Here is a 12,423-nt window from a genome sequence, read left to right on the forward strand (position 1 = left end):
AAGGAAAATAAAACCCTGTTTGGAGCTTACTCTGCAGGCAAGGTCTTAAAGCAACGATAAAAATTTTCGGTGGTTTGCGCAGCAACCGCTTCGTACGTTTCATTTCTTAATTCAGCAAGGCTTTGAGCAACATATTTGACTAAAGCAGGATGATTTTGTTTGCCACGGAAAGGTACCGGTGCCAAATAGGGACAATCTGTTTCAATCAGCATACGATCAGCTGGTACCTTCTTAGCTACTTCTTGTAGTTGCGTAGCATTCTTAAAAGTAACAATTCCTGAAAAAGAAATATAAAAATTAAGATCCAAAGCACGTTTTGCAACTTCCCAGTTTTCGGCAAAACAATGCATGACACCGCCCACATCATAAGCTTTTTCGCTTTCCATTAGGCTTAACGTATCTTCTGCCGCGTCTCGCGTATGAATAATAAGCGGTTTATTGGTATGCAAAGCAGCCTGGATATGCGCTGTAAATCGTATTTTTTGAATTTCTTTTGCAAAGCTTTCGGTGGTGCGATAGTAATCCAGGCCCGTTTCCCCGATAGCAATACATGAACGATGCTGAGCTAGAGCAATTAACGCCTCGACGGTGGGCTCTTCATTTATTTCAACATTGGGATGAATACCAACAGAAGTACTGATTTCATGGTATTGATCAGCCAGGCGATGTAAGCTAGGAAGTTCCCCCAGTTCAATGCAAACACAAAGAAAATGTTGGACTCCATTTTCTCTTGCTCTGTGTAAAACATTTTCCATAGAATTATCAAATTCATGCAAATCAAGCGTGTGCAAGTGACAATGGGAATCGATTAAATGGGTTTTTATAGATTTCATAGGTTATAAAGTATCAGTAAAACGATTGGAATTTAGACTTCCAGCTAAATAAGTCTCAATTTTATTACAAAGCAAGCGACTTTTCTCCCCTTCAAACTGTACACCTATGCCACTCGGTTTGTTCCCTTGGCAGCCTATGGGAGTTACCCAGACTACCCTCGCCTCAATAGTATAGGGCTCTGGTTCATCAAACAATTTAATTTCCAGACTCACCTTATCACCCAAAGAATATTCCACCTTCGTTCTAATAAATAAACCACACCCTTTAACAAAGGGCATGTATGCCATGTACAGCGCATCTTCTGTATCAAATGAACAGGTAATTACATTGTCACTCATTTGCCTCTCACGAAACCAATCATTATATTTTCCAGGGATAATAAAGAATTGCTATTTATATTATGGTGTATTTTTTTTAGAAGCGCATGGATTTGATCGAGCTGAGAATATAATAAAGGTACGTTAGTTAAAACACCTATCTCTGAGAAACTTTTTTCGTTTTTTAAGACCGAATTTTTGCATAGCATCCTTTTAAGGCATTCAGCGATAATTAAATAAAGCAACCATAATACATCCTCCAAGCCATACTCCACCCACGAAGACGCAAAGCTACATGGGGATTGCTGCCGTTTGAGTACCTTGATAAACCCATCTAAAAATAATGGAAATTTTTCTTTTAATTGCGCCCTTCCTCCCTCAAAAAACTGTTCAAGTAAATCGGGGTAATAAGGAGGGTGTGCAAATGATAGTGTAAATTGCTGACAGCGACTTAAAATGGTTGCGGGCAATCCCTTTACTTGTTCAGCTAATAGTATAAACAATGTATGAGCAGGAGGCTCTTCTAATACCTTTAACAGGGCATTTGCCGCCGCTGTATTCATCTTATCAGCGGGAGAAAAAATCACAAATCGATACTTAGCTTTTTTAGGGGTATAAAAAACATTTTCCTGTACGGCTCTGATTTGATCAATTTTAATATTCTTATCTTGCTCCGCCCGTACAAAAGAGACATCTGGGTGACATTCTTCTAAAATCATATTGCAGCTGGGGCAAACCCCACAAGGTTCGGGCTGTGAACACAGTAAATAGGTACTTAAATAGCTTGCGAAGCGTTCTAATTGGCTATAACGCGGCCCCACAATTAACAATGCCTGCGGGAGAACTTTTTTTTCTAAATAAGGGCGTAATTGTTTAACAATACTTTGGTGTTCCGTTAATAATTTAAGTGATGAAGGCATCATGAAGAAAATTTTCCAAGGTCAAACGAATTTGTTTTTGTACTTCCAGTAATCGCTGTTCGGCATTGATTATCACCACATTATCCATTTTTTTTATATGCTCATGGTAACTTTTGTAAACTTTCTTAAAAAATAGCAAAGATTCCTGCTCAATTCTGTCAGTTTTTCCTCTTTTTTTAGCTCTTTCCAAACCTTTTTCTGGACTCACGTCTAAAAAGAAAATTAAATCGGGTTTAAACTCATCCAAGCAAAATGAAGACAGGCGGGCAATCATTTCTTCGTCTAGCCCTCTGCCTCCTCCTTGATAGGCAAAAGTAGATAGCTCAAAGCGATCTCCTAAAACCCAAGCGCCGCGATTTAAAGCAGGTTTGATTACTTGTTCGATGAGTTGTACTCGAGATGCATAAAATAAAAGAAGTTCCGCGCGCGCATCTAAAGGTTCGTCAGGATTAATTTCTTTAATCAGTTGTCTTGATGTTTCACCAAGCCGTGTACCTCCAGGCTCTCTCGTAGTTATTAACTCGGATACATTAGCAGAAAGAAGCTTTTTCAAAAAATGAAGAGCAGTTGATTTTCCAGCACCTTCTAATCCTTCCACAACGATAAATTTTCCTCTATTTTGTTCCATTATTATTCCTTAAATAGTGATTTATCGCTCTTTTCTGGTCTTCATAACTCGTTGAGAACTGATGAGTACCATCGCCTTTAGCCACAAAATATAAATACTGAGTGCTCGCAGGATGGGCCGCAGCATCAATTGCATCTTTACCCACTATTGCAATAGGGGTAGGAGGTAATCCCCTATAGCGGTATGTGTTATAAGGCGAATCAATTTGCATATCGCCGTGTGATAGTTTGCCACTAAAATTAGGTCCTAAAGCATAAATAACTGTGGGGTCTACTTGTAGAGGCATATGTTTATTTAATCTATTCACAATAACACTTGCTATTAACCTTTTCTCTGCTGGCTCCCCCGTTTCTTTTTCAATGATAGAAGCAGCTATTAAGAGTTCGTAGGGGGATTTATAGGGTAGATTCGGTTCACGGTTTTGCCAGCTTTGCTCTAAATATTGCAATAATTTTTTATGAGCATCCTGAAGCATTGTTTTACTCGAGCTTCCAGCTTCATAAATATAGGTATCCGCCAAAAGCAGCCCCTCAGGGTTAGAGGAAGGACTTTCATTTGCTATCCAGTTATCATGAGTATATTTTAGAAAAGGGGCTTTTATTAAATTTTCATCTACTTGGGCATAAGTAGTGCCTTCAATGATACGAAAAGGTTGTTTTAAAACATCCCCGGCTACTACACGATCTAAAAACTCGTTGGGAGACTCCCCGGGGTTAATTTGATAGATTCCCGCTTTTAATTTGCTGGTATAGTTTTTGTAACGGATAAGCTGAAGCATAATTCGCGGCGAGCTAATTAAATCTTTTCTATAAAGCGAATACACAAATGCCAATGCCGTACTGTTTTTATCAATTTCCAAAATAACAGGCTTACCGCCTTGGGCAATCATGGGATTGTTAATAGCTTGAGAAATTTTTAAACCTAAGATGGTGAGGGTAGTCAGTATGAAAATAATAAGAGAAATTAATAAAGCTTTAATCCAGCGTCGCATGGAAATCTCTATATGATGGTATGGGCATTACACCCGTATTAATGTAGGTTGGCGCCGCAAGGCCCAACAAACGATCTGTCAAAAAGCAAGGAAGTGTTGGGCCTTCGGCACCAACCTACATATTTTTCATTCCACGTATTTATTTTTGGAATTCCACGTGGTTGTAGCCTGGATTAAGCGAAGCGAATCCAGGTTTCCGATCTATAAAGTATCTGCATATCGTTTAAACAACAAACTGCCATTGGTTCCGCCAAAACCTAATGAATTACTTAGCGCATATTCTATCTTCATCGCTTGTGGTTTGTATGGAACATAATTTAAATCACAACCTTCATCAGGGTTATCAAGGTTTATTGTTGGAGGAGCAATTTGATCGCGAATGGCAAGTATTGAGAATATTGCTTCTACTGCTCCAGCCGCTCCCAACAAGTGTCCAGTCATTGATTTTGTAGAGCTCACCGCCAATTTGTAAGCATGATCTTTGAACACGCGCTTAATTGCTTTCGTTTCGTTCATATCATTTAAATAAGTAGAAGTCCCATGTGCATTGATATAATTAACTTGTTCAGGATCAATACCTGCATCATGGATAGTTTCTTCAATCGCGCGTGAAGCTCCATCTGCATCCTCATCAGGAGAGGTAATGTGATAAGCGTCCGCTGACATTCCAAAACCTACCAACTCGGCATAAATTTTAGCGCCTCTTGCTTTTGCATGCTCATATTCTTCAAGAACCAGGATTCCAGCCCCTTCCCCCATAACAAATCCATCCCGGTCTTTGTCAAAAGGTCTGGACGCTTTCTCAGGTTCTTCATTGCGCTTTGACAAAGAACGTACAGCAGAAAAACCAGCAAGACATAAAGGTGTAGTAGTCATTTCTGCGCCACCACAGATCATTACGTCCGCATCGCCATAAGCAATCATGCGCCCGGCTAAACCAATATTATGTGTTCCAGTGGTACAGGCGGTAACCACAGAAATATTGGGGCCCTTTAAATTGTGTTTAATAGAAATTTGTCCTGCCACCATATTAATTATCCCGGCAGGAATAAAGAAAGGAGAAACCTTTCTTGGACCACCACCTAATAATTTTTCTTGATTATTGGTAATAGTTTGAATACCCCCGATACCAGCACCAACTGCTACTCCGGCTCGTAAGGCTAATTTTTCATCAATGGTAAGTTTAGCGTGGGCAATCGCTTCATCAGCGGCTACCATCCCATACTGGGTAAACAAATCCATTTTGCGAGCATCTTTAAGCGGTATGTAATCTTCAACATTGAAATTTTTTACCTTGGCCCAAATTTTGGTGGAGTAATCGCTAGTATCAAAATCTTCTACCAGACCTACGCCACTTTTTCCTGCTAACACATTACGCCAAGATTCTTCTACATTTAAACCGACTGGGGTCAACATCCCCATGCCGGTTACAACTACACGCCGCTTTTTCAATGAAAACTCCTCAACTAGGCTTCTTCTTTGTTAAGATTGGCCTCAATATAATCAATCGCTTCTTGAATTGTAGTAATTTTTTCAGCTTTTTCATCTGGAATCTCAGTTTCAAACTCTTCTTCCAGTGCCATCACTAGCTCTACAGTGTCCAGAGAATCAGCACCTAAATCATCAACAAACGAAGCGTCATTTTTTAATTCATCTTCTTTTACGCCCAGCTGTTCTACAACAATTTTGCGAACTCGCTCTTCTACTGTACTCATAACTTGTATGTCCTCTTTGTTAAAAAAATATTGTTGGGTAGTTTATTCTATTCTTGAGAATACGCAAGTTTCCGTGTCTCAAATTCACCTTAAAACTTCAATCAAACGCGTCGCACGCATCGATTTTTAGTTCATGTACATACCACCGTTAACATGCAGCGTTTCCCCAGTAATGTAGTTAGCATTATCAGAAGCTAAAAATACTACTGCTGCGGCTATATCTTCTACTTTACCGAGTTTTTTCAAAGGTATACGCTTTAACATTTCCTCTTTTACTATATCAGGTAATGCCGCTGTCATATCCGTATCAATAAACCCGGGGGCTACTACGTTTACCGTAATGCCACGACTACCAATTTCTTGGGCGAGAGATTTACTAAACCCTACAATCCCTGCTTTGGCTGCTGTATAGTTAGCTTGACCCGAATTGCCACTGGAGCCTACTACTGAACCAATAGTTATAATTCGTCCCCAGCGTGCCCGAAACATTGGCTTTAAACAGGCTTTACTCAATCTAAAAACGGAATTTAAATTGGTCTCAATTACTTTATACCATTCTTCGTCATCCATACGTAATAATAGATTATCGCAAGTAATACCCGCATTGTTAACGAGAATTGAAGGCAATTTATTTTGATCGGATAGTTGCGTCATCATATCTTCAATACCATCTTTTGAAGTTACATCTAGTGCATAGCCTTCACCCGAAAGATGCTCATTTTTAAAACTTTCAGAAATGGCAATTGCCCCTTCTTCTGTAGTAGCGGTGCCAATAACATAAGCGCCTTTTTTTGCTAAAGCATAAGCAATTGCTTTTCCAATCCCTCGACTTGCACCGGTCACTAAGGCAATTTTATCTTTCAATTCAGACATTTTTTCCTCTTAAAATAAACAATCAATTGCGCTAGACGCTTCAATCGTTCTATCAATTCGTTTAATTAAACCACTTAATACTTTACCTGGTCCACATTCGATAACTTTATCTATTCCTTTTTCCTTCATCAGCTGAATAGTTTCTACCCATCTTACGGGAGAATATAATTGCTCACGCAACAATGTTCTTATTTGTTCTGGCGACTGATAAATACTTAAATCAACATTACTGATGACCGGAACAGTGGGCACTTTAAATGCCACTTGCTCTAATACCTCCCCAAATAAATCAGCCGCTTTTTCTAATAGTCTACAATGACAGGGAACGCTGACAGGTATAAGCTTCGCAAGTTTAGCGCCTTGTGCTTGGGCAAGCTCTATAGCCTTTTGTATACTATCAGCATGACCTGCAATAACTACTTGACCTATTGCGTTATAATTTGCAGGAGATACTTGCTGATTTTCATTACTCGCTTCTTTACAAATCGCCTCGACTTCTTCATCTGATAAGCCAACAATAGCAGCCATAGCCCCCATACCAAGGGGAACGGTTTCTTGCATTAGTTGACCTCTTTTGGCAACCAACCAAACAGCATCACTTAAGTCCAAAGAACCCGCACAAACTAATGCCGCATATTCACCTAAACTATGGCCCGCCATCATAGAGGCATGTATGGGATGATGCTGATTTAATAAAGAAAAAACTGCTACGTCTGCTGTGAGCATAGCCACTTGTGTATGTTCGGTCTGGTTTAATTTACTTTCTGGTCCCTCTTGAACTAATTGCCAAACGTCATAGCCTACACGCTCAGAAGCTTGTGCAAAAGAATCAAGAAGCATGGGATATTTTTGGCTGAGCTCATAAAGCATGCCTACAGATTGCGAACCTTGTCCTGGAAATATAATAGCAGTACTAGTCATTAAATTTTCCTCAATATCGAATTACCATCGCACCCCAGGTCATTCCACCACCAAAGGATTCTAATAATAGTAAATCTCCTTTTTGAATTCGGTTTTCCCGGATGGAGTAATCTAATGCTAAAGGGATGGATGCAGCAGAGGTATTTCCCTGATTTTCAATAGTAACAATAACTTGTGACATAGGTAAGGCTAATTTTTTAGCAATGGCATTAATAATACGAATGTTCGCTTGATGGGGAACTAACCATTTTATATCCGATTTGGTAAGGTGGCTTGCAGCTAATACTTCATCCACAATATCACCCATGATATTTACAGCCAGCTTAAAAACTTCATTCCCACGCATACCAATTAGAGGACGGTCTTTGTCATCTTCAGGATTGTAAGTAGCATATTTTAAAAGCTTGTCTTCATCATATGCTGCATGTAACACACTACCTAAAATACCGGGCTCATCACTAGCACTGATAACTGCAGCCCCGGCACCATCACCAAACAATACGCAAGTCGAACGATCATTCCAATCTACAGCACGGGACATAGTCTCGCTACCTACTACCAAAACATGTTTGGCCGTGCCATTGCTAATATATTGTTTAGCCATATCTGTTGCATAAACAAAGCCACTGCAAGCAGCACTAATATCAAAAGCAGGGATCGGTTTTTTAATATGTAAAGCGCGTTGTACATGGCAAGCGACACTGGGAAAGAAATGATCAGGCGTGCAAGTAGCAGCAATAATTAAATCGAGCTCGTCAGCCTCAATCCCTGCAGCAGCGATAGCTTTTTTGGCAGCCTCGCTAGCCATAAAAGAAGTCGTTTCTTCCTTATTAGCGACCCTTCGGCTACTAATGCCTGTGCGTGAATATATCCACTCATGGCTAGTATCTAAAACTTTTTCCAGTTCCGTATTCGTCACTATTTTTTGTGGTAAATAACTACCCGTTCCTTTGATGGCAGCATATTTCATAACAACAAACCTTGGTTCATAAAATGCGTAATTTGTTCGCGGACTAAATCTACTACGTTATTTTTGACCTGGAGGATGGCCTGCTCAATGGCATTTTGAAAAGCCACTGCATTCGCCCCTCCATGGCTTTTTATCACGATTCCATTGAGCCCTAACATACTAGCACCATTATAGCGCCCCGGATCCATACGTTTTTTTAAATGGAATAATGCAGGTTTAGCGATAAGCCCTATAAGCTTGGTCAAAAAATTGCGATTAAAGGATTCTTTGACAAGGTATAACATTAATTTTGCCAAACCCTCGCTTGCCTTTAAAGCAGCATTGCCTACGAAACCATCACAAACTACCAAGTCCACTTCACCGGAGTAAAAGTCATCCCCTTCCACATAGCCTACATAATTCATTATGTCGCATTCGGCAAGCATGTGTGCGGTACGCTTGACTTGATCATTGCCCTTGATTTCTTCAACACCTATATTCAACAGACCAATTTTTGGTTTTGTTTTGCGTTCAATGGCTTGAATTAATGCAGATCCCATCACCGCAAACTGGAATAAATGCTCGGCACAAGAATCAACATTTGCGCCCAAATCTAAAACACGCGTTTTCCCTTTTCTTGTCGGTAATTCGGCAATAATGGCTGGCCTATCAATGCCCGGCAATGTCTTTAATACAAACCGCGCCGTAGCCATTAAAGCACCGGTATTGCCTGCACTGACACATGCTTGCGCCTGCCCTTCCTTAACCAGGTTAATAGCAAGACGCATAGAAGAATCTTTTTTATTACGCAAAGCATGGGAGGGCAACTCGTCCATAGCAACTACTTCAGACGCATGCACAATAGAATATTGGTTGCTTAAAGCGCCCTGTTTTTTCATCCGTTGACTAATCAGATGCTGATCGCCAACTAATATTAAATGTAACTCAGGATTCTTTTGCAACGCGCGCGCGCAAGCCGGAATTACAACATCTAAGCCGTAATCTCCGCCCATCGCGTCAACAGCAATGGTAATTTTGTCCAAGGAATTACTCTTGTTCGTAAACGTTTTCTGTGTCTAAAACTTTGCGCCCACGGTAATAACCATCTGGGGTAATGTGGTGTCTAAGATGTGTTTCACCAGTAGTTGCATCTACAGATAAAGTCGGTTTTGTTAATGCATCATGCGAACGACGCATGTCACGTCGTGAACGTGATTTTTTATTTTGCTGTACAGCCATTGTATTACTCCTAAACAATTTGTTTTATAGGGTCGGAATATTACCCGATTTTTAGTGCTTAATCCAAGTGTTGCTTACTAAACTTCACAATTTTGCTATTTTTTAAAGCAAAAAACGTAATTTAACCAATATATTTACTTACTTCTTTATCACAATCTTCTTCATTTACATGTCTTTCAGGCACAGAAAGATATAATTCATCCGTTACAATTTCTTCCAAGTCAATAATAAATGAACGTTCTACTATTGTTTCAAAACGCTCTAATAATTTCTCTGCCATACTGTCGCTTTCACATACGGCAATTTCCATTTCACTTTGATAGGGGTAAGAGAAGTTCTGTAAACAGCGTTGACAAAAGAGCTCTAACTCTCCATTAACCTTCATTCTTACCAGATAATAATTATCTTGCGCAGTTACTTCATATTCACAAACAACAGGATTGACTTTGCTAATATGAGCCGGCAAACGCGCAGTTAAGTCCAGGGTAACTTTTTGGATACCCGATTCTTTTTCCTTAGCTTTCAAAGAAATCTTCATACACTTTGAATAATGATTTTAAAATAGACTATTATAGCTTAAAATATTCATTTTTTATACACATTGAATGCAAACATGGTCCGTAAAGTAATTGTTGGGATGTCCGGGGGGGTTGATTCCTCTGTTGCCGCTTGGTTATTACGCGAACAAGGTTATGAAGTTGAAGGCCTGTTCATGAAAAACTGGGAGCAAGATGATAAAGACGGATATTGTGCAGCTGCTATTGACTTAGCCGATGCACAAACAGTGTGTGACCAACTGGGAATTAAATTACATACAGTGAATTTCTCGGAAGAATATTTTCAACGTGTATTTGATCATTTTCTTAATGAGTACGAAAAAGCAAGAACCCCTAATCCAGACGTTTTGTGTAATAAGGAAATTAAATTTAATGCATTTTTACAACATGCATTAAGTTTAGGAGCTGATTTCATTGCTACAGGACATTACGCTCGAGTTAAAGTAGATAAAGATATTGGTTATTTATATAAATCAAAAGATCGCGAAAAAGATCAAACTTACTTTTTACATGCGGTGAACCCGAAAGCACTGGCTAAAACTTTATTTCCTATAGGTGATTATTTTAAAAAAGAAGTCCGCGCTATGGCAGAGGAACTTAATTTAGTCACTAAAAATAAAAAAGATTCTACAGGAATTTGTTTTATAGGTGAAAAACGCTTTAAAACGTTCCTAAATGAGTTCATGCTCGCCAAACCTGGCGAAATCAAAGATACCTTTGGTAATGTTTTAGGGAAGCATGATGGCTTGATGTTTTACACGTTGGGACAGCGCCAAGGCTTGGGCATTGGAGGAATTCAAAAAGGCAATGATGAACCTTGGTATGTAGTAGATAAAGAGGTTGCAAGCAATACCTTGGTAGTAGCGCAAGGTTCACAACATCCGAGGCTTTTTTCACAGGGACTCATTTGTAGTAAAATCCATTGGCTTAGTGAAAAAGAACCGCTATTACCTCTTACCTGTTTTGCTAAAACAAGATATCGTCAGGAAGATCAAGCATGTGTAATTTCACCTTGTGATAATGAGCAACATTATGTCATGTTTTCTAACTTCCAACGTGCAATTACCCCGGGCCAATATGTCGTTTTTTATGATAAAAACCAATGTTTAGGCGGGGCAACGATCGAACAAATTATTCGATAATTGTGTACAATTAAATTATATTCCTTCGCCGCTGTGGCTCAGCGAGGGAAAACAGCATTATACCGAAGCTGTATGCTTGCTTCGCTAATCGCAATAGCGAGAATAACATAAGGTTAAGTTTTTCCGGATTTTGGAGTATCTATGAGTAATGAAACAATCAACTTTACCCAAAGCGCTGCTGATAAAGTGGCCGCTTTAATCGCTGAAGAAGAAAATCCGCATTTAAATCTGAGGGTTTATATAACGGGGGGCGGGTGCTCCGGCTTTCAATATGGTTTTACCTTCGATGATAGCATTCAAGAAGATGATATGATTGTTGAACAACAATGTTCCAATAGCGACAACTCTGTAAAATTGCTAATTGACTCCATGAGTTATCAGTATTTAAAAAATGCCGAAATTGATTACGTACAAGGTATCCAGGGGGAGCAATTTGTCATCCGTAACCCTAATGCTAAAACCACTTGCGGCTGCGGGTCTTCCTTTAGTATTGAAGACGACGAGTAGATGGATAAATCTCGCTGCAACTAACACTTTAAATAGCGTTTAGCCGTTCCTGGATTAGCATTGCGAATCCAGGTTTCAAATCCATGCCAAGTCATGAAACTTCATGCTAATACGATCTAATTGTTACTTTTGAGCCTATATTAAGAAACTCTTGACTTAGCCATCTGGCATCAGAAGGTTTTACTCGCACGCATCCATGGCTGGCATTGTAATTAGGCACATCCGGGGAGCCATGAATAGCATAGTATTTACTAAAAAACATACAATAAGGCATCGGTGCCCCCCCTTCTCCAACCGGGTAGCGAGAAGATTTACAACCCGGACCGCCTTTACTTATGATTCGATATGTTCCACTAGGCGTACGACAAGATCGTTTAATATCTTTGCAATATCCTTTACCTCCTGATCCTCTGCCACTACGTACCACCTTTCCATTTTTTAAAGCTTGCCACGTTAATGTCTTGGGATTATATACAAATGAATTAGCCGCTAATTGAATAGGCTGGGCTGTAATTTCTGCTTCTAATGAGTCCGCAAGGGAAATGGCAGGCAAAAAACATAAGAGACTAAAAATAAAGCTATTTTTCCTTATAAAAGATTTACGTTCTTCCATGATAGATCCCTAATTTTATACTTTATATAAATATAGTACAAAATTTGGCCAATAATCCATGGGAAACACGATTGCTTTTTCCAGGTCACGAGAGATATTAATAATGCAATAAATATAGTCGCTGTCGCGAAATGATTGAGTCGAGTGAAACAAATATTGCAGACAAATTCCAATTGAATTAATTTTGAACATAATGCAATAATTATAGTATAATGTT

The 12,423-nt window shown here is 39.4% G+C and carries 16 protein-coding genes; 2 read left to right on the forward strand and 14 right to left on the reverse strand.

Annotated features, from left to right (window positions below):
- Positions 1-26 precede the first annotated feature (26 nt).
- The 13 genes from EL206_RS06490 to EL206_RS06550 all read right to left on the reverse strand — a co-directional run bounded on the left by EL206_RS06490 (position 27) and on the right by EL206_RS06550 (position 9,925).
- A complete protein-coding gene (locus tag EL206_RS06490; RefSeq protein ID WP_058461859.1) occupies positions 27-833 on the reverse strand; it encodes a TatD family hydrolase in 807 nt (268 codons plus the stop codon).
- Between the two features lie 3 nt (positions 834-836).
- On the reverse strand, positions 837-1,172 hold the full coding sequence (locus tag EL206_RS06495; protein WP_058461860.1) for a PilZ domain-containing protein: 336 nt from the start codon (positions 1,170-1,172) through the stop codon (positions 837-839).
- Positions 1,169-2,074: a hypothetical protein gene (locus tag EL206_RS06500; protein ID WP_058461861.1), complete on the reverse strand. Its 906-nt coding sequence runs from the start codon at positions 2,072-2,074 to the stop codon at positions 1,169-1,171. Before EL206_RS06500 ends, EL206_RS06495 begins: the two co-directional genes overlap by 4 nt.
- Positions 2,055-2,699, reverse strand: a complete 645-nt coding sequence (gene tmk / locus EL206_RS06505) for a dTMP kinase (protein ID WP_058461862.1) — start codon at positions 2,697-2,699, stop codon at positions 2,055-2,057. The genes EL206_RS06500 and tmk overlap by 20 nt, the downstream gene beginning before the upstream one ends.
- On the reverse strand, positions 2,686-3,696 hold the full coding sequence (gene mltG / locus EL206_RS06510; protein ID WP_407637801.1) for an endolytic transglycosylase MltG: 1,011 nt from the start codon (positions 3,694-3,696) through the stop codon (positions 2,686-2,688). The genes tmk and mltG overlap by 14 nt, the downstream gene beginning before the upstream one ends.
- 195 nt (positions 3,697-3,891) lie before the next feature.
- A complete protein-coding gene (gene fabF, locus EL206_RS06515; protein ID WP_058461864.1) occupies positions 3,892-5,142 on the reverse strand; it encodes a beta-ketoacyl-ACP synthase II in 1,251 nt (416 codons plus the stop codon).
- 14 nt (positions 5,143-5,156) lie between these two features.
- Complete coding sequence (gene acpP / locus EL206_RS06520) at positions 5,157-5,405, reverse strand: acyl carrier protein (protein ID WP_025385412.1); 249 nt, start codon at positions 5,403-5,405, stop codon at positions 5,157-5,159.
- Between the two features lie 126 nt (positions 5,406-5,531).
- On the reverse strand, positions 5,532-6,278 hold the full coding sequence (fabG, locus tag EL206_RS06525) for a 3-oxoacyl-ACP reductase FabG (protein ID WP_058461865.1): 747 nt from the start codon (positions 6,276-6,278) through the stop codon (positions 5,532-5,534).
- Positions 6,279-6,287: 9 nt separating this feature from the next.
- Positions 6,288-7,199, reverse strand: coding sequence for an ACP S-malonyltransferase (fabD, locus tag EL206_RS06530; RefSeq protein ID WP_058461866.1), 912 nt, complete (start codon positions 7,197-7,199; stop codon positions 6,288-6,290).
- A 10-nt stretch (positions 7,200-7,209) separates the two neighbouring features.
- Positions 7,210-8,169: a beta-ketoacyl-ACP synthase III gene (locus EL206_RS06535; protein ID WP_058461867.1), complete on the reverse strand. Its 960-nt coding sequence runs from the start codon at positions 8,167-8,169 to the stop codon at positions 7,210-7,212.
- Positions 8,166-9,191: a phosphate acyltransferase PlsX gene (plsX, locus tag EL206_RS06540; RefSeq protein ID WP_084758826.1), complete on the reverse strand. Its 1,026-nt coding sequence runs from the start codon at positions 9,189-9,191 to the stop codon at positions 8,166-8,168. The genes EL206_RS06535 and plsX overlap by 4 nt, the downstream gene beginning before the upstream one ends.
- A 4-nt stretch (positions 9,192-9,195) precedes the next feature.
- Positions 9,196-9,387: a 50S ribosomal protein L32 gene (gene rpmF, locus EL206_RS06545; protein WP_058461868.1), complete on the reverse strand. Its 192-nt coding sequence runs from the start codon at positions 9,385-9,387 to the stop codon at positions 9,196-9,198.
- Positions 9,388-9,508: 121 nt separating this feature from the next.
- Positions 9,509-9,925 (reverse strand): YceD family protein, encoded by a 417-nt coding sequence (locus EL206_RS06550; RefSeq protein ID WP_058461869.1) that lies wholly within the window; start codon positions 9,923-9,925, stop codon positions 9,509-9,511.
- 75 nt (positions 9,926-10,000) lie between these two features.
- On the opposite strand from EL206_RS06550, the gene mnmA reads away from it, so the two are divergent.
- Complete coding sequence (gene mnmA, locus EL206_RS06555; RefSeq protein ID WP_058461870.1) at positions 10,001-11,086, forward strand: tRNA 2-thiouridine(34) synthase MnmA; 1,086 nt, start codon at positions 10,001-10,003, stop codon at positions 11,084-11,086.
- A 141-nt stretch (positions 11,087-11,227) separates the two neighbouring features.
- Positions 11,228-11,593: an iron-sulfur cluster insertion protein ErpA gene (erpA, locus tag EL206_RS06560; RefSeq protein ID WP_058461871.1), complete on the forward strand. Its 366-nt coding sequence runs from the start codon at positions 11,228-11,230 to the stop codon at positions 11,591-11,593.
- Between the two features lie 106 nt (positions 11,594-11,699).
- Here the strand turns inward: erpA and EL206_RS06565 are convergent, their stop codons facing one another.
- Positions 11,700-12,206, reverse strand: a complete 507-nt coding sequence (locus EL206_RS06565; RefSeq protein WP_084758827.1) for a L,D-transpeptidase — start codon at positions 12,204-12,206, stop codon at positions 11,700-11,702.
- Positions 12,207-12,423: the final 217 nt, after the last annotated feature.

The organism is Legionella adelaidensis (assembly GCF_900637865.1).
GTDB lineage: Bacteria > Pseudomonadota > Gammaproteobacteria > Legionellales > Legionellaceae > Legionella_A > Legionella_A adelaidensis.

Excerpts from the sequence above, each read along its gene's own strand:
- EL206_RS06490 (WP_058461859.1), bottom strand. The coding sequence starts at position 833 with ATGAAATCTATAAAAACCCATTTAATCGATTCCCATTGTCACTTGCAC.
- EL206_RS06495 (WP_058461860.1), bottom strand. The coding sequence starts at position 1,172 with ATGAGTGACAATGTAATTACCTGTTCATTTGATACAGAAGATGCGCTG.
- EL206_RS06500 (WP_058461861.1), bottom strand. The coding sequence starts at position 2,074 with ATGATGCCTTCATCACTTAAATTATTAACGGAACACCAAAGTATTGTT.
- tmk (WP_058461862.1), bottom strand. The coding sequence starts at position 2,699 with ATGGAACAAAATAGAGGAAAATTTATCGTTGTGGAAGGATTAGAAGGT.
- acpP (WP_025385412.1), bottom strand. The coding sequence starts at position 5,405 with ATGAGTACAGTAGAAGAGCGAGTTCGCAAAATTGTTGTAGAACAGCTG.
- fabG (WP_058461865.1), bottom strand. The coding sequence starts at position 6,278 with ATGTCTGAATTGAAAGATAAAATTGCCTTAGTGACCGGTGCAAGTCGA.
- fabD (WP_058461866.1), bottom strand. The coding sequence starts at position 7,199 with ATGACTAGTACTGCTATTATATTTCCAGGACAAGGTTCGCAATCTGTA.
- EL206_RS06535 (WP_058461867.1), bottom strand. The coding sequence starts at position 8,169 with ATGAAATATGCTGCCATCAAAGGAACGGGTAGTTATTTACCACAAAAA.
- rpmF (WP_058461868.1), bottom strand. The coding sequence starts at position 9,387 with ATGGCTGTACAGCAAAATAAAAAATCACGTTCACGACGTGACATGCGT.
- EL206_RS06550 (WP_058461869.1), bottom strand. The coding sequence starts at position 9,925 with ATGAAGATTTCTTTGAAAGCTAAGGAAAAAGAATCGGGTATCCAAAAA.
- mnmA (WP_058461870.1), top strand. The coding sequence starts at position 10,001 with ATGGTCCGTAAAGTAATTGTTGGGATGTCCGGGGGGGTTGATTCCTCT.
- erpA (WP_058461871.1), top strand. The coding sequence starts at position 11,228 with ATGAGTAATGAAACAATCAACTTTACCCAAAGCGCTGCTGATAAAGTG.
- EL206_RS06565 (WP_084758827.1), bottom strand. The coding sequence starts at position 12,206 with ATGGAAGAACGTAAATCTTTTATAAGGAAAAATAGCTTTATTTTTAGT.